This window comes from Bacillus pseudomycoides DSM 12442, assembly GCF_000161455.1.
GTDB lineage: Bacteria > Bacillota > Bacilli > Bacillales > Bacillaceae_G > Bacillus_A > Bacillus_A pseudomycoides.
Genome location: NZ_CM000745.1, coordinates 3,845,792 through 3,865,445 on the forward strand (window position 1 = coordinate 3,845,792; position 19,654 = coordinate 3,865,445).

The following is a 19,654-nucleotide window of genomic DNA, read 5'->3' on the forward strand; positions in this document are numbered from 1 at the left end:
TTTTTCAAGAAGTGATTTCTTCTTGGATACGCTCTTGCTTTCGTTGCCATAAGTTGTTGCATAGTAAAGCGATAATGGTAATCATCGCTCCAATTACTTCAATTTCTTCAATTTTATAGCCTCGAAAAATCGATCCGATAAGTGCCAGTACAGGAACTAAATTCATAAATAAAATACCGTTAATGGATGAAATATATCGATTGCCCATATTCCAACAAAAGACGGCGATAACTCCTGCGATAATCGACATATAAAATAGCTCAAAGCGAACTGTGACGATTGTATGGAGAGGCGGTACAGAAATCAAGTTTGTATACGTTAGCAAAGCCACAATAAGGACGAGTGAAATGGATCCGAATAAGCAAGTAAGTGCTGTATATCGAAGCGGTGACCAATTTTGAAAACGGGAACCACCATTTGTATAAATGACCCAACACATCACGCCGCATAACATAAATAGATTTGTGGAGACATGACTAGCGGCTCCAAATAATAGGTGAATATTACCTTTTGAAATGACAAGCATAACACCGATAAGTGCACAAAGCATACAAAGAAATGTATAGTTTTGTGGTTTTTTATTTTTTAAGATCCATTGTAATAGTAAAGCAAGCAGCGGCATAAGAGATTGAATCATGGCTGCATGAATAGCCCCTGAAGGTCCTGCTAATTGCTGTCCATAGAAAACAAGAAATCCGTATCCGGCAAAACCGACTGTACCATAAAATAACAAATGGAGAGCTTGTTTTTCTAAGTGAAAAGCGACTTTTCCTTCAATCATGAAGAGAAGAACAGTAAAAATAATAGCTGCGGATCCATAGCGGATTGTTGTGAAAAAGAATGGATCTATAAACTGCAGAGCGCTGGCCATAACAGGAAACATAAATCCCCAAGCTGTTACGGCAAGTAAGCATAAAAGGGACCCAAGTAGCATTTGTTTTTTACTCACGAGTATCTTTCTCCTTTTTATTCCGATATTATAGTAAGTTCATAAAAATAAGCATGAGATGAGTATAGCGCTCGCTTTCTATGGATAGGAAATATTGATTTTTTATAGCGGTTATAACTTTTGGTTAGAGGTGTGTATCATATGGATTTTGAAGCAGTACAATCGTTTATTGAGGTGAAACATACAAGAAGTTTATCGAAAGCGAGTAAACTTCTGCATATTTCGCAGCCAGCCCTCAGTAAACAAATTCAAAGATTAGAGGCGGACTTAGGAGTCAAGTTATTAAAACGGTCTGCACAAGGAGTGGAATTAACAGAGGCTGGGGAGCTATTTATAAAACGGATTGAGCCAATTATAGAACAAATAAATGATGTGAAAGGAGAGTTGAAAGAGTATCAAGAGAAGAAAAAGATTTCAATTGGGGTATTGCCGAGTTTAGCTGCTCATTACATATCAAAATGCAGAGGTACATTAGAACAAATATATGAAGTAGAATGGCAAATTGAACATACGAAAGTGCTAATGGAATTATTTCGGGAGCGAAAGATTGACGCAATGTTAGTTGATTCAATCGTGGAAGGAGCAAAGCTTGTAAAAGAAGTAAGAAGAGAAAATATTGTTTGTGTTGTTTCGGATGAACATGCCTATAAAGATGAACATACGATTCAAATAAAAGATTTGCAGCATGAAAAACTTATTATTTATCCGGAAATTTGCGATATTAGAAAAATGATTATGACAATGTTCAAAGGGATAGGTGTTACGCCTACTATCGCCGTAGAAACATCCTACGCTGAGCCGATGCTTGCGATGGTTCGGGCTGGCCTGGGTATTACGTTGTTGCCAAAAATTGCAGTGGAGCAGGCAGTGCAAGATGGGATTCGTATTATACATGTGGAGCCAACGTTAACGAGAGTGGTTTATTTTATATCCCATAGAAAAGATGTATCTTTATTACAGTCTTTCCAGTAAATGTTTATAAATGCAGCGGAGTATGGAAAAAAGAAAATCGAGAAATTTTTAGAAGGAATATTACAAACGCAACAAAAGAAACAAGAAATTTTAAAAAAAACTAGGTCAAAAACACGTCATTACATGGTATGATTAGTACATTGTTAGTTGTTAAATATAGGGGATTTCCCTTTTTATACATAATGCCTTCCATTTCATAAACGGAACGGACAAAAAAAGAGATATAATAGGAGGCTATTTTACATGGATTCTATTCTGACGATCGTTATCATCGTAGTAAGCTCTATTCTAGTGCTGCTCATGATAGAGCTCGTGATAAGAAATCGTTTATATAAAGATATTGAAGCACTTGAGCAGTGGAAACAAGAAGTCAAAGATAAACCTGTTGCAGATGAATTGAAACGGGTTAAGGATTTAAATATGACTGGACAAACAGAGGAACTGTTTGGAAAGTGGCGTGAAGAATGGGATGAAATTGTTGCAAACCTTCTGCCAAAAGCTGATAAAACATTAGAAAATGCCCAAAAGTCAGCCTCACAATTTTCCTTCCGAAAAGCAAAGCGTTTGATGAGTGAATCCATTCGTGATTTAGATGAAGCGGATAACCGCATTACGGAGATTTTAAATGAGCTACAGCAATTATTAGAGAGCTATGAGAAAAATAGTTCGGAAATTGAAGGTTTACGTGATACATATCGTAGTATGAAAAAGAATGTATTGGCTCATCGTCATATGTTTGGACAATCCGAACAGAAAATTGAAGAGTTACTTGATATAGAATCAGCGAAGTTTCAAGAGTTTGACGAGACAACGGCAAACGGTGATTATTTAAAGGCACGTGATATTGTAAAAAGTTTGGAAGATGGATTGGCGAACTTAGAAATTATCGTTCATGAAATTCCTGATTTATTAGTGGAGTGTCAAGCAACATTACTGGTACAATTGGATGATTTATTACAAGGTCATGATGATATGAAAAAACAAGGGTATGTATTAAATCATTTAGAAATCCCTAAAGAAGTACGGGATATGAACAAACAACTACAAACATGTCTGATTGATTTAGAAGAGCTTCATATAACAGAAGTAAACGAGAAAATAGAAGGCTTAAAAAAGCGTTTGGATATGTTGTATGATCAATTAGAACAAGAAGTACATGCGAAGCATTATGTAGAGAAAAAGTCAGTTAGTATTTACGAAGATTTAGAGGAAATTCATGAAAAAGCAATTGAGACAAAATCCGAAACGCAATTTGTGAAACAAAGCTATCAGCTGCAAGACAAAGACATTGAATCACAAAAGTTGATTGAAAAACAAATGCATATTTTAATGAAACGCTTTGAAGTATTGCAATTACGTGTTGCAGAGCAAGATATTGCATTCTCTGTTATTCGTGAAGAACTGGAAGAGATTTATGAGCAATGTGAAACATTGAAGGTACTTCATGTAGAGTATAAAGATATGTTGCAAATGATGCGTAAAGAAGAATTTGAAGCGCGTGAGAAATTAAATGAAATGCGCAATATGATCATAGAAGCTAAACGCTTTATGCAAAAGTCTAACTTACCAGGTCTTCCAGAAAGCATTATGGAAGATTTACAAAGAGGACAAGAGGCAATGCAAGGTGTATATGAACAGTTAGAATTAAAACCACTAAATATGAATGTTGTAAATAGTATGTTAGAAGAAACATATACAATGGTAAACGGTGTATATGAAAAGACGCAGGAGTTAATTGGACAAGCGTACTTAGTAGAAAAGCTAATCCAATATGGTAATCGCTACCGTAGTCATGATGTGGATTTGGCGCAAAGCTTAGAGAATGCAGAGAGATTGTTCCGCGAATATGAATATGATGCAGCTTTAGAACAAGCAGCTTCTGTTTTGGAACAACTTGAACCTGGTGTTGTACAAAAAATTGCTGAATTTGTTGATAATGAACAAACCCCTTGATGAAAAAGGGGTTTGTTTTTTTGCACTGGATCTGTGTAAATTCTAGAGCGATATTGCTATAATGAATAGCGGAATACAACAGTGTTTTTCGTTTCAAAATATAGAAGTATACTTCTATATTGAAAAATGGAACCTTTGAGTATGTTTAGCGTAATTACACGTATTTGTGATATGATTATATGATGTGACAGCGCTGAAAGGGGAAGAACGATGATCTATTTTGATAATAGTGCGACGACGAAACCATATCCAGAAGTCCTTCAATCTTACGTAACGGTTGCAGGAAAATATTTTGGGAATCCTTCTTCTATTCATTCGCTCGGGGGAGAAGCGGAGCGTTTATTAACACAATCGAGAACGATTGCAGCAGGGCTTCTTCATGTTAAGCCTTCCGAGATTATTTTCACATCGGGTGGAACGGAAGGGAATAACCTTGCGATTAAAGGAATAGCGATGAAGAATCGCTCTCGTGGTAAGCATATTATTACAACAAATATTGAACACGCGTCTGTGTTTGAAGCATATAAACAATTAGAAGGGCTCGGCTTTGATGTTACCTATTTACCTGTAAACGAACATGGTATTGTATCAGTAGAAAATGTAAAACGAGCGCTTCGTGAGGATACAATCCTTGTTTCAATGATCCATGTGAATAATGAAACAGGGGCGATTCAACCTGTTTCTGAAGTTGGTGAATTGCTAGCGAACTATCCAAAAATAAGATTCCATGTGGATCATGTACAAGGAATTGGAAAAGTACCACTTGATTTATATGCTTCTCATATTGATCTTTGTTCGATATCTGGACATAAATTTCATAGCGTAAAGGGAACAGGACTTTTATATGTACGCGATGGTGTAAGATTAGATCCGATTTTATCAGGTGGTCAGCAGGAGCTGCGTTATCGCTCGGGTACAGAGAACCTACCTGGTATTGTCGCGATGGTAAAGGCACTACGTATGACAATGGAACATATGAGAGAAAAGAGTGACCACTTACAGAAATTGCAAGCAGAACTCGTACGTTTCTTAGAGGGAATGGAAGATGTAACAATTAATACATCGCTTGCGTATGCTGCGCCGCATATTTTAAATGTATCATTCGTTGGGTTGAAACCAGAAGTAGTGGTTCATGCTCTAGAAGAACGTGACGTATATATATCAACCAAATCAGCTTGTTCCTCAAAAGCAAATGAAGTGAGTCGTGTGTTAGTATCAATGGGAATACCGCATGCTGCAGCAGCGAGTGCGATTCGCATTAGTTTAGCACCTGAAAATACGATGGAAGAAGTAACACAATTTGAAGAAATTATAAAAGAAACATTGCCAAAATTATATGAAGTGATGAGGTAAAGAAATATGATGACATATGAATATATTTTAGTTCGTTATGGAGAAATGACGACAAAAGGAAAAAACCGTTCTAAGTTTGTAAACACGTTAAAAGATAACGTTAAATTTAAATTGAAGAAATTCCCAAATATCAAAATCGATGCAACACACGACCGCATGTACATTCAGTTAAATGGTGAAGATCATGAGGCGATTGCAGAGAGATTGAAAGATGTATTTGGTATTCATAAGTTTAACTTAGCAATGAAAGTACCGTCAGAATTAGAAGACATTAAAAAAGGAGCGCTTGCTGCTTTCTTACAAGTAAAAGGCGATGTTAAAACATTTAAAATTACAGTACACCGTTCTTATAAACACTTCCCGATGCAGACGATGGAGTTGCTTCCGGAGATTGGCGGCTATATTTTAGATAATACAGAAGACATTACAGTAGATGTTCATAATCCAGATGTAAATGTTCGTGTAGAAATTCGCAGCGGTTATAGCTATATTATGTGTGATGAGCGCATGGGAGCTGGCGGATTACCAGTTGGCGTTGGCGGAAAAGTAATGGTACTTCTTTCTGGTGGGATCGATAGCCCAGTAGCTGCTTTCTTAACAATGAAGCGCGGTGTATCAGTGGAGGCAGTTCACTTCCATAGTCCGCCATTCACAAGTGAGCGTGCGAAGCAAAAAGTAATTGATTTAGCACAAGAGTTAACAAAGTATTGTAAACGTGTGACGCTTCACCTTGTTCCGTTTACTGAAGTGCAAAAAACAATTAATAAGGAAATTCCATCTAGTTATTCTATGACAGTTATGCGCCGTATGATGATGCGTATTACAGAACGTATTGCAGAGGAGCGTAATGCACTTGCGATAACAACGGGTGAAAGTCTTGGACAAGTAGCGAGCCAAACGTTAGATAGTATGCATACGATTAATGAGGTTACAAACTATCCAGTAATTCGCCCGCTTATTACGATGGATAAACTAGAAATTATTAAAGTTGCAAATGCAATTGGAACATATGATATTTCGATTCGTCCGTATGAAGACTGCTGTACAGTATTCACACCAGCAAGTCCATCGACAAAACCGAAGCGTGAAAAAGCAAATCGCTTTGAATCAAAATATGACTTTACACCACTTATTGAAGAAGCTGTTGCTAATACAGAAAAGATGGTATTACAAACAGTAGAAGTGAGTGAAGAAGAACAATTTGAAGATCTTTTCTAAAACCATAAATTACCATCATTAGATATGTATGAAGTCCTATGGTTTATCACACTCTATACTCACAAGGAGGTGATACCATATGGCAAGCACAAACAAATTAGCAGTGTCTGGTGCTCAAGCAGCATTAGATCAAATGAAATACGAAATCGCTCAAGAGTTTGGTGTTCAACTTGGAGCTGATTCAACATCTCGCGCTAACGGATCTGTTGGTGGCGAAATTACAAAACGTCTAGTTTCACTAGCTGAACAACAATTAGGCGGTTTCCATAAATAATTCCATATATGATGGCTTAGAAGGAGCGGGTTTCTCGCTCCTTCTTTTTTATGTCGACAGATCACTAAAAAATTTGTCAAAAGAAGTAGGTTTAAAATTTACTGAAAATTCTTTATTATATAAGGGAGGCATAGATAAAGGAGGATGAGATTATGAATAGAGAAGAATTGTTAGCACCAATGTCTTATAACTTAGTTGCGGAGATAGAAAAATATACAAATGAAAAAGAGAAGCTGGCTTTAATTTGGCAAGATGACGAAGGGAATAGACGAGAGGTTACATACCTTGAATTAATACAAGGTGCGAATAAAATTGGAAACGCTTTTATAAAGAGTGGTTTGCAAAAAGGGGATAAGCTTCTCATTATGATGCCACGCTTAATTGAGGCGTATATGACGTACATTGCGGCAATTAAAGCAGGGTTTGTGGTCATTCCAAGTTCAGAAATGCTTCGAAAAAAAGATATTGAATATCGTTTGCGGCATGGAGAAGTAAAGGCAATTGTCAGTTATGAACCGTATATCGAACAATTTGAAGATGTAGAGATGATGGAGTCCCTTCGAAAATTTGTACTGAGCGAGCAGTCAGTAGATGGTTGGATTAATTTAAAAGATGCGTTAGAAACAGAAAGTGATGAATTAGAAATCGCAAAGACAGACCGAGAAGATATGGTCTTTTTATCCTATACATCAGGGACGACAGGGAATCCAAAGGGCGTTGTACATACACACGCTTGGGCATATGCACATTTGCGTACAAGCGCTCCGAATTGGCTTGGAATAGAGGAGAATGATGTTGTATGGGCAACAGCAAGTCCAGGATGGCAAAAATGGATTTGGAGCCCGTTTTTAGCAACACTCGGTTCAGGCGCAACAGGATTTGTATATCACGGTAAATTCGAACCGAAAACATATTTGCAATTATTAGATGATAATAAAGTGAATGTGCTTTGCTGTACGCCGACAGAATATCGTTTAATGGCAAAAGTAGAGAACTTACAGCAATATAATTTAACAGCTTTACATAGTGCTGTATCTGCAGGAGAGCCACTGAACCGAGAGGTAATAGAAACATTTCAAAATCATTTTAACGTTACAGTCAGGGATGGGTATGGACAAACAGAAAATACGTTGCTCGTTGGCGTTATGAAAGGAATGGAAATTAAGCCAGGATCAATGGGAAAACCGACGCTAGGTAATCATGTAGATATTGTAAATGAAGAAGGACAACCTGTATCTGTAGGAGAAGTCGGTGATATTGCTGTTCATATTGAAACGCCAGCACTTTTTAAACAATATTATAAAGATGATGAGCGGACAGCAATGCAATTTCGCGGTGATTATTATATTACAGGTGATAAAGCGAAGAAAGACGAAGAAGGCTATTTTTGGTTCGAGGGGCGCGGGGATGATATTATCATTAGCTCTGGCTATACAATTGGACCATTTGAAGTTGAAGATGCACTTGTGAAACATCCGTATGTAAGAGAGTGTGCTGTTGTGGCAAGTCCAGATGAAATTCGCGGAAGTGTCGTAAAGGCATTTATCGTTTTAAGAGAAAATGTACAAGAAAAAGAAGACACACTGATTCCTTTACTTCAAGAACATGTTAAAGAATTAACAGCACCATATAAATACCCTCGCAAAATTGAATTTATAGACGAACTACCAAAAACAATTTCCGGAAAAATTAGACGCGTCGAACTTAGAAAACAAGAAATGGGATTAGGGATAAAGTAAGAAAAAATGAAATTAGATTGTTGCAAGTACATGTAAGATTATGATATTATTTATAGGAACGTACGTTCTGTTTGCGGTGTGAAATGACTACTAAAAAATTGGAAAAAGAGGTGCCTTTTATGATTTTAGGTATTAATCCGTATTTAGTTTTGGATGGTAATGGACAAGAAGCAGTGAAGTTTTATGAACATGCATTGGATGCAAAAGTTGAAGTCATTCAGACTTTTGGAGAAATGCCTGAAAATTCAGAATTCACTGTTCCAGATGAAGTGAAAGACCGCGTTTTACATGCACATTTAAAAGTCGGTAATACGGACCTTATGATTTCTGATACATTCCCAGGACAACCGTACCAAATTGGATCACAAGTAACTGTAGCTATTAGAATAAGTGATGCAGAAAAAGCAAAAGAAGTATTTGAGAAATTACAAGATGGCGGTCAAGTAATCATGCCAATCCAAGAAACTTTCTGGAGCCCAGCGTATGGGCAAGTAAAAGATAAATTTAATGTAGAATGGCAAGTTTCAACAGTTCCAGCTGATCATAATTAATTTTTGGAAAAGCACCATGTTACGTAAAGTGGTGCTTTTTTTCTACGTTTTAATTTCGTAGACTAAAAAGAAGAGGGGATGAGAAGATGGGAGAGATTTGGCACGGCGGAAATATTTACACGATGAAGGAAGAGAATGAGAAAGTAGAAGCTGTTTATATAGAAGATGGGATGATTATAGGTGTAGGGGATAAAAAGGGCTTAGAGAGTCGTTATCAGCCTGAGAAGATACACAATTTAGAAGGAAGAACGATGATACCAGGTCTTGTTGATAGCCATATGCATCTTATTGGGCATGGAGAACGACTGCTCCGTTTAGACTTATCCGCTTGTACGTCTTATAAGGAAATGATTGAGCTTGTAGCTGAACGAGTGAAAGAAACAAGATTAGGTACATGGATTATTGGCGAAGGCTGGAATGAAAATAATTTCACAGATACCAAAAGCGTCCACGTTCGTGATTTAGATGCCATTTCTAAGGAGCATCCCATTTTATTAAAGCGTGTTTGTCGTCATGTGACATGGGTGAATTCTTACATACTCGAAAAAGCAAATATAACAGCGGAAACGTCAGACCCAAAAGGTGGAAAGATTGGGCGTGGAGTATCCGGAGAACTAACAGGCCTGTTGTATGAACAAGCGCAAGAATTAATTAAGCATGTCCAGCCGGAAATTGATGAAGCTTATTTGCAAAGAGCGCTACAAACAGCCATTCAAGATTGCTGGAAATATGGATTAGTAGGTGGGCATACAGAAGACTTACATTATTACGGTGGTTTTCAAAAAACGTATAATGCATTTTTACACGTAATAAAGGAAATGCCTTTTAAAGCACATTTACTCGTTCATCATGAAGTAGCAGATGAACGAAAAGAATATGAAAATGAGCATTATATTGAATTTGGAGCGATGAAGATTTTTTCTGATGGTTCTTTTGGCGGACGAACAGCACTATTAAGCGAGCCATATGAAGATGCGAAGGAAACAAATGGAGTAGCTATTTTTTCTCGTGAAGAGCTCGCGGGATTAGTGAAGAAAGCACGTAATTTACGGATGCCAGTTGCGATTCATACAATCGGTGATTTATCCCTTGAATATGTAATTGATGCACTGGAGTTATATCCTCCGGCAGAGGGACTGCGTGATCGTATTATTCATTGTCAGCTTGCTCGTGAAGAGTTAATACAGCGGATGAAGCATTTGCAAGCTATTATTGATATTCAGCCTGTATTTGTCTCATCTGATTTTCCCTCAGTCATTGAAAAGTTAGGGGAGCATCGTCTTCAGTATGCCTATGCATGGAAAATATTACTCGGCGTGGGATTACATTGTTGCGGTGGATCAGACGCGCCAATTGAACAAGTAAATCCGTTTTTAGGAATCTATAGTGCAGTCACGCGGCGAAGTTTTATTGATGGAACATGTTACATACCTGAAGAGAGATTAACGGTATATGAAGCAGTTTCCTTATTTACGGCTGGAAGTGCTTATGCGATTGGTAAGGAAAATAAGCGTGGTAAAATTGTTAAAGGGTATGAAGCTGATTTTACTATCATGGACCGTGACATATTTGAAGTTGAAGCAGAGGAAATAAAGGATATTCAAGTTAATGTAACTATAATAGATGGTCGAATTGTATATCAGAAATAATATTGGTGTTTCGACACAAGATATGAATGTTTCTGCAAAAAAACGACATGTGAATCATGAAAAAAGAGTGCTGGGAAACCTCTCAGCACTCTTTTTTCTATAAAAACGTTCGCTGTACTTTTTCCCAGAACGAATTATTTTTAAGTTTTACTGTTTTAATTTGTTTATCACTTAAGCGAACAACTGCTTTTTCAACTTGTTTAATGCTAAGCGCTTCGTTATCCATTCCCATAACAGGATAATCATTACCGTCCGGAGTAAGCTTTAATGTTAATGTTCGTTCATGATTTAAGATGAACGGTGATCCAAGTGTACGGTATGTGTTGTTATTTAAAGAAGCAAGTTCGCTTATTTGGAAGCATGGAATTAATGGGTCAACAACTGCACCATGCAATGACTTATTATAAGCTGTACTTCCTGTCGGTGTAGAAATAACTAGACCGTCTCCTCTAAATGTCTCGAAATATAAATCATCAACATGCACATCCACTACAAATGTTTTAATGATACTAGAGCGTAAAGAAAACTCATTTAAACAATGGAAAGATGTATCTTGATCAACATCTATTTGGATTGTTGGATATTTTCGCACTTCAATTTCATTTTGTGTAATTTCTTGAAGGGCTGTATCGACATGGTCAATATGGAAATCACAGTAGAAAGAAATTTCATCTTTCGTAGAAACTCCTGCATATAAGCAATCTTCCCTGAAGCCTGTTTTACGAACGGCTTGTAAGAAGGTGCCGTCATCTCCAACACTGACGATAGCGTTTGCATTTTTTGGATGATCTAATATGGTAAATCCATTGTCCTCTAAAATACGATATATTGGCTTCATTTTTTCGACAAGCGTAGCTTTGTCATCACCATAAAAGAAAAATAAATTGCGACGATCTGCCATTGTGTATCCCTCCATTGCAGTCAAATTTAGCGTTGTGCTCCATTAGAAAAAATTCTGATGGTATGCTCAAATAATATATTTCGATATAAAATGTCAAAATCCCTCTTTATTTTTAGAAAAATTCCTATATTCAATTTCATTGCGGATTGTTTAATCCTGTTTGAACCTGTCGATAATGGATATGGAGTGAAAGGATGGTACGTATGAAATGGCTTGTAATTGGAATTGGCATTTTTCTCTTGCTCATTTTATTTATACTATTGTCGAAACTATCGCTTAAAGTGACGTTTTTATATTCAGAAATGGAGAAACAATGTTTATTTCAAGTGAAAATATGGATGATTGGATATACATTTGATGTGCTGGAAAGAATTGAAAAACAGCAAAAAAAGACTGGACAAAAAATCGAAAAGGCAGAGAAAGATGGGGGTATGGAAAATAAAATCATGGCGCAGCTTGATAGCATCGGGGAACTGATAAAAAAGCTTCAAGAGATCCATACTATTATTAAAGGTTTTCTTAAAAAAGTGAAAATCAATAGCTGGAAATGGCATTCGCAAATTGGAACGGGTGATGCAGCTAGTACCGGAATTGTCACTGGATATGCATGGGGGATAAAAGGAATGGCAGCCGGGGTCTTGGGACAATATACGCATGTTATTGATATACCGGAATTTGAGATTACACCTGTGTTTCAAGGGAAGGGATTTGCATCGAAAGGTGAATTAACAGCCTCCTTTCGTATATATCGTGCCATAACAACAGGAGTGAAATTACTCTTGTTTATGAGAAAACAAAGATCTGGTATAACAGAAAAATCTGTACAAGCATAGGGGGATAAAATGGACCATCCAATTCAAGGTTTAATGACAACTGCAATGCAGCATTTAAAACAAATGACTGATGTAAATACAATTATTGGCGACCCAATTAAAGCAGCTGACGGAAGCGTCATTTTAACAGTTTCTAAAGTAAGTTTTGGGTTTGCTGCTGGTGGGAGCGAATTTGGAAAAGTAGAGAGCTCTGGTCGTCATCCATTTGGAGGCGGGAGTGGTGGCGGTGTTTCAATTAACCCTGTCGCTTTTCTCGTTATAAATGGACAAGGCGTAAAAGTGTTACATTTAGATAAACAGACACATGTGATTGATAAGATCATTGAGTTAGCACCACAAGCTGTTGATAAAGTGAAGGAAATGATGGAGAAGCGAAAAGGCGATGAACCAGAATTTGAAATTTAACAGCGAAAAGAAGCTAATCGATTGATTAGCTTCTTTATTTTTTTTGTAAATAAAGCGATTTTGTTTGCATTCTGTATAGGGACAAACTATCATTTACAGTGTACATATTTTGTTTAAATAAGGGAGGATTTTCAAGTGGCAAACGTAACTTTTAAAGGTAACCCAATCACTTTAGTTGGAACAGAAGTTAAAGTTGGCGATCAAGCGCCAAACTTCCAAGTATTGGCAAATGACTTATCTCCAGTAAGTTTAGAAACATACAAAGGTGAAGTAAAATTAATTAGTGTTGTACCATCTATCGATACAGGTGTATGCGATGCACAAACTCGTCGTTTTAACCAAGATGCAGCTGGTATTGAGAACGCAAAAGTACTAACAATTAGTGTGGACTTACCATTCGCTCAAAAACGCTGGTGTGCAGCAAACGGCTTAGAAAACGTAGCAACACTTTCTGATCACCGTGACCTTTCATTCGGTGAAGCTTACGGCGTAGTAATGAAAGAGCTTCGTTTACTTGCTCGTGCAGTATTCGTAGTAGACAGCAACGACAAAGTAGTTTACGTAGAATACGTAAGTGAAGGTACGAGCCATCCAAATTATGAAGCAGCATTAGAAGCAGCAAAAGCTGCGAAGTAATGAAGACGATCTCTTATAGAGGTCGTTTTTTCTTGTCAGGCGTGTTGTATATTGTCGAACTGTCGATATATTTGAAAAAGCGTCGATATAATTTAGCGGTCTCATGACATAGAGGCTGCTTTTTCTTTTGGGAAAAAATTAGATTACCCCGCATTAACGGGCAGTAAATCTCCTACCTTAAGGTGCAGTAACACAAAGAAGCTAGTTGGGAGATAAACTGCCCGTAAATGCCCGATTGGTGAGGGCTAATAATCAGTGGGGATGAAGAAACCTCCCCACTGATTAAAGTTTCACTTTATGGTATGATATAAGTTATGTGTAATTGACAGAAGGAGGAGTGTATGTGAGTCAGACAGTAGAAACATTATTTTCTATTTTTGATTCTTCTACCGTAATTTTACGTAAAGAATTAGATGTAACATATTTAGAAGCGCTTGTGGAAACAGGGGATAACCTGTTTGAAGGAGCGGTTCTGCAAGAGGGATTATCTGAATCAACAATTGAACGGTTGAATCGTGAATATAGTAAGTTTAATGAAGAAAAATATAAAAGCGAGGAACTTCGCAAAGCATTTCAGCTTGCCATTTTAAAAGGAATGAAAGATGGCATACAAGCCAATCATGAAATGACGCCTGATGCAGTTGGGATGTTTATGAACTACTTGTTCCAGAAATTTATGAAGGGTCAAAAAGAAATCACGGTGTTAGATCCTGCTATTGGAACAGGAAACTTAATGACAACAATCTTTAATGGTGCTCAAGAAGGGACAACGATAAGTGGATTTGGTGTAGAAGTGGATGACTTACTCGTTAGACTTGCTTTAGTGAATGCAAATTTACAAAAGCAAGCAATTGAGTTCTTTAATCAAGATGGGTTAGCGCCGCTATATATTGATCCAGTTGATGTGGTTGTTTGTGATTTACCAATCGGGTTTTATCCAAACGAAATCGGTGCAAGTGAATATACTTTAAAAGCAGATGAAGGAATGTCTTATGCACACCATCTTTTTATTGAACAAAGCGTAAAACATACAAAAGAAGGTGGCTATTTATTCTTCTTAGTACCAAACTTCATCTTTGAAAGTGATCAAGCACCAAAACTACATGCTTTTATTAAAGAAACAAGCTATATTCAAGGATTATTACAGCTTCCTGTTTCCATGTTTAAAAACGAGAAAAATGCAAAAAGTATATTTGTTCTCCAAAAGAAAGGTCCAAATGTAGTGATGCCAAAACAAGCGTTATTAGTGGAATTACCTAAGTTTTCCAATATGAAAGCGATGGAGAATATGATGGCTCAATTGAACAGTTGGTTTGCAACTCATAAATCGTAATGTGTGTAACAGAATTATTCTTAGATATAGTACAGTTTTGTATTGTGCGTAATAATTTTAAATATATACAAGATAAAACTGAATTTTTTTGAAATCTGTAATATATATTTTTTCTTGGTGTTACAATTTTTTCACTTGAAATATATGTCGTACGATGTTTAAATTAAATTCGTGAGTATAAAATTTACTGGGGATGAAACGTTTTCATCTTTGGTACATTTAATCAGATAAAATCGAGCGGTTTGTGGTCTTATCCACACAACTACCAAGAGAAAAAAGGGGCGAAAGACTAGATGTCAAAAATCATCGCGATTAATGCAGGAAGCTCTTCCTTGAAATTCCAATTATTTGAAATGCCAAGTGAAACAGTACTAACAAAAGGTTTAGTAGAACGTATCGGTTTAGAAGATAGTATCTTCACAATTACTGTGAACGGTGAAAAACAAACAGAAGTAACAAATATACCAGATCATGGAGTAGCAGTTAATATATTACTTAACAAATTAACTGAAAACGGAATCGTAAAATCTCTTGATGAGATTAGCGGTATCGGTCACCGCGTTGTACACGGCGGTGAAAAATTTGATGATTCTGCTTTAATTACTGACGAAGTATTAGCGGAAATTGAAAATTTAAGCGAATTAGCACCACTTCATAATCCAGCACACGTTGTTGGTATTAAAGCGTTCCAAGCAGTACTTCCGAACGTACCAGCAGTTGCAGTATTCGATACAGCATTCCATCAAACAATGCCGGAAGAATCTTTCTTATACAGCTTACCATATGAATACTATGAGAAATACGGCATCCGTAAATACGGTTTCCATGGAACTTCTCATAAATATGTAACACAGCGTGCAGCTGAATTATTAGGTCGTCCACTTGAAAGCTTACGTTTACTTTCTTGCCACTTAGGTAACGGTGCAAGTATTGCAGCTGTAGAAGGTGGAAAATCTATTGATACTTCTATGGGCTTCACTCCACTTGCTGGTGTAACAATGGGTACACGTTCTGGTAACCTTGACCCTGCGTTAATTCCATACATCATGCAAAAAACAGGACAATCTGTAGAAGAAGTTCTGAACGTATTAAACAAGAAAAGTGGTATGCTAGGCCTTTCTGGATTCTCTAGTGACTTACGTGACATCGAACAAGCGGAAAAAGAAGGAAACCACCGTGCAGAAGTAGCGTTAGATGTATTCGTAGAGCGTATTCATAAATATATCGGTTCTTATGCAGCTCGTATGAAAGGTGTAGACGCAATCATCTTTACAGCTGGTATTGGAGAAAACAGTACTCTAATTCGTGAGCGTGTATTAGAAGGCCTTGAGTTTATGGGAGTATACTTCGATCCAAAACGTAACAACATTCATGGCGAAGAAGCATTCATCAGCTTCCCACACTCTCCAGTAAAAATTATCGTAATTCCAACTGACGAAGAAGTTATGATTGCTCGTGACGTATTACGTCTTGGAAACCTTGGTTAATATATGTAAAAAAGACGGAATCCTATAGGATTCCGTCTTTTCTTTTTGTGGCAACAAATTTCGTTAGTCCATTTGGATACAATACTTTTTCTTGATTCAGAAATGTTGTAATCGGAATCCACGTCGCATATGTATGGGGTTCTCCGTTTATAATAGGAATTGTTTTGATCTCATAAAGCGACGTATCTACAAAATGAAGAGAATACAATTGAATGATCTCATGGCCGATTTCTTCGTTTGCGTAAAAGATATTTTCAAGACATCCTAAGTAAGTTGTAATTTCTACTTGTTCATTAAGTTCTTCCTTAAATTCACGAATCACTGTTTCATCTGATTTCTCTCCAAATTCAATAGAACCGCTGAGTGGTCTGTAATACGCTTCACTTTCCGTAAGATACTCTTGAACGAGAATTCGTTCGTTGTGAAGTACAATTCCAAATGCCTTTGCGCGTGGGTACACATAGTAACCTCCCATGTACTGGATAAATATATGTTTAGCTTATCAGATTTACAAAGAAAAATCGGAAATATGTTACAATAGAAAAAAATTGAGCGAGGTGGTTGTTACGATGCGATCAAAGCGAGAACAAGCCATTTTACAAGATATTAAAAATTGGGAAAGGAAATTATTAGAACAGGAGCCTACCGATTTTCAAAAGGTATTTGATAAGTGGTTGCATAGTACTGTTGCAAAGTTTCCTGAGAAAAAGCGAAAAGAGTTTTTTGCGAAAGTAGACGGATGGTTATTCCATCTCCATGCATTGATTCAAAGTTCACAATCACAGCTTGATGCAAGAAATCGTATTTTAGGAACAGCACGGTTGTTTGATGAATCGGTTGAACAGCTAGAAGAATTGAAAGCATTATCCATTGATCAATTAACATACATAGCAGAGCAGCAGACGGCGCGTCATCGTTTATATTCTTTCGTACAGGGAGGCACAACCGGAGTAGGTGGTTTGTTATTATTAACAGCTGACTTTCCTGTTATGATTGCATTAAATGTAAAGGCGGTTCAGCTTATTGCAACATCGTTTGGTCATGATGTGAACAAGCCTTATGAAATGATGCTCGCTTTAAAGGTATTCCATGCGGCATCGTTACCAACAAGGCTCCAGCAATATGCTTGGTATAACTTACTTCAAGAACTAGAACAAGAAGATTCGTTCTTTTATGAAGGGGAAGAAGAAGTATTAAAACCAGCTTCTACAGAAGTTGTGTTAAAACAAATTTTGAAGACTTTTTCTATTTATGCGCTTCGCCATAAACTATTTCAAGGCATTCCTGTGTTAGGAATTGCAATTGGTTCTACGGTGAATTATCGTCTAACACGGAATGTAACAGAGTTTGCAAACAGGTTTTATCAAGTGCGTTACATAGTAGAAAAAGAAAAAAGAGCATAAAAAAGCGAGAGGCCGGAGCCTTTCGCTTTTTAGTTTGTTGCATGTTGTTTTGACATTGGAATAGATACTGTTTTCTTTTCTTTTGCTGGATAATAAATTAAATCGAGCGTCTTTGCCTGTAGGGCAATTGAAAGAATAGTAAAAGCAATTTCTGTCCAAGTTAAATAATATAATGAAAGTGCAAGCACGATCGCATCAAAGACGAAGAAAATCTGACCAATTGTAAAGCGAGTTCTTTTACTTAGTACAATTGTTAAAATATCGTCGCCGCCGGTTGCACCACCAAATCGCAATATAAAACCGAGTCCAATACCAGCTAGCACACCGCCCAATACTGCGGCTATCCATAAATGATTTGATAAATCTACCGTGAATGGAGAATAGTTTTCCATTAAAGAATAAAACACTCCGAATGAAATTGAACCCATAAATGAATAACCAACCATCTTTTTACCTAAAAATGTAGCGCATAGTAAAATGATCGGGATATCCATCAATACAGTTGAAATTGACGGTGAAATATCAAAAAAGTTTTGTATAAATAGCGCGATTCCTACAAAGCCACCTTCTGTTAAGTGGTTTTGAAAATGAATGTGATATAGTGCTGCAGATAGGATAAATGAACCGATTAAAACCATAAAAATTTCTTTAATAATTTGTCGACTTTGGATGTTCCTCATCGTTATTCCTTCTTTCCGTAGTTAGTAGTTCTTTTCGTCTTGTAAACTAACTACGAGCCTTATAGCTTTCAGTTAGTTTACATCAAACTAACTACGCTATATATCGCTGAAGAAATAACGAATAATCCTCTCGTCCATCAATTCTCCCTACTTTCGTTTTAGTTTAAGCCTAAAAACGACTAAACAAAACGTGGAGTAGGATTTGTTATTTAGCAATCCTGCCCTCTTCTTTGTTTTGTTTAGCAATGATCAATGCGACTTAAACAAAACGCTATGTGTAAGAAGAGTCTTTTCGTTGCCAAATTATCCTTCGGGCAATCATAATTTCCCCACTCTCGTATTTTTTTCGCTAGACTAAAGGATCTGAGCTGAAAAAGTACGCTACGTGTAAGATTCGTCAATTCGATGCCACATGCTCCTTCGAGCGATCATGATATCTAAATCCTTTCTGTAAAAGATTTTATATTATTATATCATACTTTCAAAAAATGTATGCGGATGGAAACCGACAATAACCGGAGAAAAACTACAGAATTTGTCGGTTTACAAGAAGCATGCTGTTATTCTTAAATGTTTTTGTAGGATAGTCCTAGTTGTTTAGAAATTGGAAAATGGTTCTAAGGGTTTGTCCAATAAGTGATGGAAAGAATCATTGAAGTTTAATCGTCCGTTTTTGGGGTATCATCTTTCTCTTTGAAGAAAGCATCCCAACTAATGACACTAAGAAGAGTTAAAATGATAATAAATAAAGCTTTCATAAGATTCTACCTCCGTTAGAGTAGTGTTTTTCTTACAAACTTTTTTCATTAGTATATGAAAAAGAGGACATGAAATGTGAATTTTTCACAAAAGTAAATCTTTATGAGATGATATTAATATAGATTGATGGGGGGAAGAATATAGCATGTTCAAAGATATGTTTAAAAGAAAAGAATTGAAGTGTTCTGCTTGCCAGAGAAAGGTTCAATATGAAGAAGAACTTGTTGCTTTTATAAAGTTACCGAAAGAACGGAACTTGTTAGTTGGACCGTTTGATGTATGCTTGGCTAAATCAGCACAAGAAGTATATTGCAAAGCTTGTTATAAAGTGAAACTTTAATCAGTGGGAGGTTCTTCATCCCCCATTGATTATCAGCCCTCACCAATCGGGATTTTACGGGCAGTTCATCCCCCGCCTAACCTCTTTGCTTTTGCTGAATTTTGAGGTGGGGGTCTTACTGCCCGTTAATGCGGGATAAAAAATGAAATGAAACGTATTTCTCGTAAGCAGGAAGGATTTTTTGTAGCGATATCATATTTTAGTGGTTTTTCCTATATA

The 19,654-nt window shown here is 36.8% G+C and carries 19 protein-coding genes; 15 read left to right on the forward strand and 4 right to left on the reverse strand.

What is annotated here, in order from left to right; genetic code table 11:
* Positions 1-4 precede the first annotated feature (4 nt).
* Positions 5-949 carry a DMT family transporter gene (locus BPMYX0001_RS19550; RefSeq protein ID WP_003201158.1) on the reverse strand — a complete coding sequence of 315 codons (945 nt, stop codon included), beginning with the start codon at positions 947-949 and terminating at the stop codon, positions 5-7.
* Positions 950-1,090: 141 nt separating this feature from the next.
* On the opposite strand from BPMYX0001_RS19550, the gene BPMYX0001_RS19555 reads away from it, so the two are divergent.
* The 8 genes from BPMYX0001_RS19555 to BPMYX0001_RS19590 all read left to right on the forward strand — a co-directional run bounded on the left by BPMYX0001_RS19555 (position 1,091) and on the right by BPMYX0001_RS19590 (position 10,658).
* Complete coding sequence (locus tag BPMYX0001_RS19555) at positions 1,091-1,921, forward strand: LysR family transcriptional regulator (RefSeq protein ID WP_006096127.1); 831 nt, start codon at positions 1,091-1,093, stop codon at positions 1,919-1,921.
* A gap of 243 nt (positions 1,922-2,164) precedes the next feature.
* Positions 2,165-3,874, forward strand: coding sequence for a septation ring formation regulator EzrA (ezrA, locus tag BPMYX0001_RS19560; RefSeq protein WP_018764505.1), 1,710 nt, complete (start codon positions 2,165-2,167; stop codon positions 3,872-3,874).
* Between the two features lie 210 nt (positions 3,875-4,084).
* Positions 4,085-5,227, forward strand: coding sequence for a cysteine desulfurase family protein (locus tag BPMYX0001_RS19565; protein WP_006096129.1), 1,143 nt, complete (start codon positions 4,085-4,087; stop codon positions 5,225-5,227).
* A gap of 6 nt (positions 5,228-5,233) precedes the next feature.
* On the forward strand, positions 5,234-6,445 hold the full coding sequence (gene thiI / locus BPMYX0001_RS19570; RefSeq protein ID WP_006096130.1) for a tRNA uracil 4-sulfurtransferase ThiI: 1,212 nt from the start codon (positions 5,234-5,236) through the stop codon (positions 6,443-6,445).
* A gap of 79 nt (positions 6,446-6,524) precedes the next feature.
* The gene (locus BPMYX0001_RS19575; protein WP_000168892.1) at positions 6,525-6,719 is read left to right on the forward strand and encodes an alpha/beta-type small acid-soluble spore protein; all 195 of its coding nucleotides are present in this window, start codon (positions 6,525-6,527) and stop codon (positions 6,717-6,719) included.
* A 152-nt stretch (positions 6,720-6,871) separates the two neighbouring features.
* Positions 6,872-8,458, forward strand: a complete 1,587-nt coding sequence (mbcS, locus tag BPMYX0001_RS19580) for an acyl-CoA synthetase MbcS (RefSeq protein WP_006096131.1) — start codon at positions 6,872-6,874, stop codon at positions 8,456-8,458.
* Between the two features lie 119 nt (positions 8,459-8,577).
* Entirely contained in the window at positions 8,578-9,009 is a 432-nt protein-coding gene (locus tag BPMYX0001_RS19585) for a VOC family protein (RefSeq protein WP_033799135.1), read from the forward strand.
* Between the two features lie 86 nt (positions 9,010-9,095).
* A complete protein-coding gene (locus tag BPMYX0001_RS19590; RefSeq protein ID WP_006096133.1) occupies positions 9,096-10,658 on the forward strand; it encodes an amidohydrolase in 1,563 nt (520 codons plus the stop codon).
* Positions 10,659-10,755: 97 nt separating this feature from the next.
* Here the strand turns inward: BPMYX0001_RS19590 and BPMYX0001_RS19595 are convergent, their stop codons facing one another.
* Positions 10,756-11,559, reverse strand: a complete 804-nt coding sequence (locus tag BPMYX0001_RS19595) for an NAD kinase (protein ID WP_018781597.1) — start codon at positions 11,557-11,559, stop codon at positions 10,756-10,758.
* Between the two features lie 194 nt (positions 11,560-11,753).
* Between BPMYX0001_RS19595 and BPMYX0001_RS19600 the strand changes: the two genes are divergently transcribed.
* The 5 genes from BPMYX0001_RS19600 to BPMYX0001_RS19620 all read left to right on the forward strand — a co-directional run bounded on the left by BPMYX0001_RS19600 (position 11,754) and on the right by BPMYX0001_RS19620 (position 16,253).
* Positions 11,754-12,392, forward strand: a complete 639-nt coding sequence (locus BPMYX0001_RS19600; RefSeq protein WP_006096134.1) for a DUF2953 domain-containing protein — start codon at positions 11,754-11,756, stop codon at positions 12,390-12,392.
* A 9-nt stretch (positions 12,393-12,401) separates the two neighbouring features.
* Positions 12,402-12,797 (forward strand): GerW family sporulation protein, encoded by a 396-nt coding sequence (ytfJ, locus tag BPMYX0001_RS19605; protein WP_006096135.1) that lies wholly within the window; start codon positions 12,402-12,404, stop codon positions 12,795-12,797.
* Positions 12,798-12,932: 135 nt separating this feature from the next.
* On the forward strand, positions 12,933-13,433 hold the full coding sequence (tpx, locus tag BPMYX0001_RS19610; RefSeq protein ID WP_003201032.1) for a thiol peroxidase: 501 nt from the start codon (positions 12,933-12,935) through the stop codon (positions 13,431-13,433).
* A gap of 343 nt (positions 13,434-13,776) precedes the next feature.
* On the forward strand, positions 13,777-14,766 hold the full coding sequence (locus BPMYX0001_RS19615; protein WP_018781599.1) for a class I SAM-dependent methyltransferase: 990 nt from the start codon (positions 13,777-13,779) through the stop codon (positions 14,764-14,766).
* A gap of 293 nt (positions 14,767-15,059) precedes the next feature.
* Positions 15,060-16,253 (forward strand): acetate kinase, encoded by a 1,194-nt coding sequence (locus BPMYX0001_RS19620; protein ID WP_006096136.1) that lies wholly within the window; start codon positions 15,060-15,062, stop codon positions 16,251-16,253.
* A gap of 22 nt (positions 16,254-16,275) precedes the next feature.
* Here BPMYX0001_RS19620 and BPMYX0001_RS19625 read toward each other — a convergent pair whose 3' ends face one another.
* Positions 16,276-16,713 carry an NUDIX hydrolase gene (locus tag BPMYX0001_RS19625; RefSeq protein WP_033799136.1) on the reverse strand — a complete coding sequence of 146 codons (438 nt, stop codon included), beginning with the start codon at positions 16,711-16,713 and terminating at the stop codon, positions 16,276-16,278.
* Between the two features lie 109 nt (positions 16,714-16,822).
* On the opposite strand from BPMYX0001_RS19625, the gene BPMYX0001_RS19630 reads away from it, so the two are divergent.
* Positions 16,823-17,656 carry an EcsC family protein gene (locus BPMYX0001_RS19630; RefSeq protein WP_033799137.1) on the forward strand — a complete coding sequence of 278 codons (834 nt, stop codon included), beginning with the start codon at positions 16,823-16,825 and terminating at the stop codon, positions 17,654-17,656.
* A 29-nt stretch (positions 17,657-17,685) separates the two neighbouring features.
* Here BPMYX0001_RS19630 and BPMYX0001_RS19635 read toward each other — a convergent pair whose 3' ends face one another.
* Positions 17,686-18,336, reverse strand: a complete 651-nt coding sequence (locus tag BPMYX0001_RS19635) for a YitT family protein (RefSeq protein ID WP_003201042.1) — start codon at positions 18,334-18,336, stop codon at positions 17,686-17,688.
* Positions 18,337-19,240: 904 nt separating this feature from the next.
* On the opposite strand from BPMYX0001_RS19635, the gene BPMYX0001_RS19640 reads away from it, so the two are divergent.
* Positions 19,241-19,435: a hypothetical protein gene (locus BPMYX0001_RS19640; RefSeq protein ID WP_006096140.1), complete on the forward strand. Its 195-nt coding sequence runs from the start codon at positions 19,241-19,243 to the stop codon at positions 19,433-19,435.
* The last annotated feature ends 219 nt before the right edge of the window (positions 19,436-19,654 follow it).

Bases quoted from the DNA above. Each gene is read 5' to 3' on its own strand.
- ezrA (WP_018764505.1), top strand. From the start codon at position 2,165: ATGGATTCTATTCTGACGATCGTTATCATCGTAGTAAGCTCTATTCTA.
- mbcS (WP_006096131.1), top strand. From the start codon at position 6,872: ATGAATAGAGAAGAATTGTTAGCACCAATGTCTTATAACTTAGTTGCG.
- BPMYX0001_RS19555 (WP_006096127.1), top strand. From the start codon at position 1,091: ATGGATTTTGAAGCAGTACAATCGTTTATTGAGGTGAAACATACAAGA.
- BPMYX0001_RS19620 (WP_006096136.1), top strand. From the start codon at position 15,060: ATGTCAAAAATCATCGCGATTAATGCAGGAAGCTCTTCCTTGAAATTC.
- BPMYX0001_RS19595 (WP_018781597.1), bottom strand. From the start codon at position 11,559: ATGGCAGATCGTCGCAATTTATTTTTCTTTTATGGTGATGACAAAGCT.
- BPMYX0001_RS19630 (WP_033799137.1), top strand. From the start codon at position 16,823: ATGCGATCAAAGCGAGAACAAGCCATTTTACAAGATATTAAAAATTGG.
- ytfJ (WP_006096135.1), top strand. From the start codon at position 12,402: ATGGACCATCCAATTCAAGGTTTAATGACAACTGCAATGCAGCATTTA.
- BPMYX0001_RS19600 (WP_006096134.1), top strand. From the start codon at position 11,754: ATGGTACGTATGAAATGGCTTGTAATTGGAATTGGCATTTTTCTCTTG.
- BPMYX0001_RS19575 (WP_000168892.1), top strand. From the start codon at position 6,525: ATGGCAAGCACAAACAAATTAGCAGTGTCTGGTGCTCAAGCAGCATTA.
- BPMYX0001_RS19640 (WP_006096140.1), top strand. From the start codon at position 19,241: ATGTTCAAAGATATGTTTAAAAGAAAAGAATTGAAGTGTTCTGCTTGC.
- BPMYX0001_RS19635 (WP_003201042.1), bottom strand. From the start codon at position 18,336: ATGAGGAACATCCAAAGTCGACAAATTATTAAAGAAATTTTTATGGTT.
- BPMYX0001_RS19590 (WP_006096133.1), top strand. From the start codon at position 9,096: ATGGGAGAGATTTGGCACGGCGGAAATATTTACACGATGAAGGAAGAG.
- BPMYX0001_RS19585 (WP_033799135.1), top strand. From the start codon at position 8,578: ATGATTTTAGGTATTAATCCGTATTTAGTTTTGGATGGTAATGGACAA.
- BPMYX0001_RS19565 (WP_006096129.1), top strand. From the start codon at position 4,085: ATGATCTATTTTGATAATAGTGCGACGACGAAACCATATCCAGAAGTC.
- thiI (WP_006096130.1), top strand. From the start codon at position 5,234: ATGATGACATATGAATATATTTTAGTTCGTTATGGAGAAATGACGACA.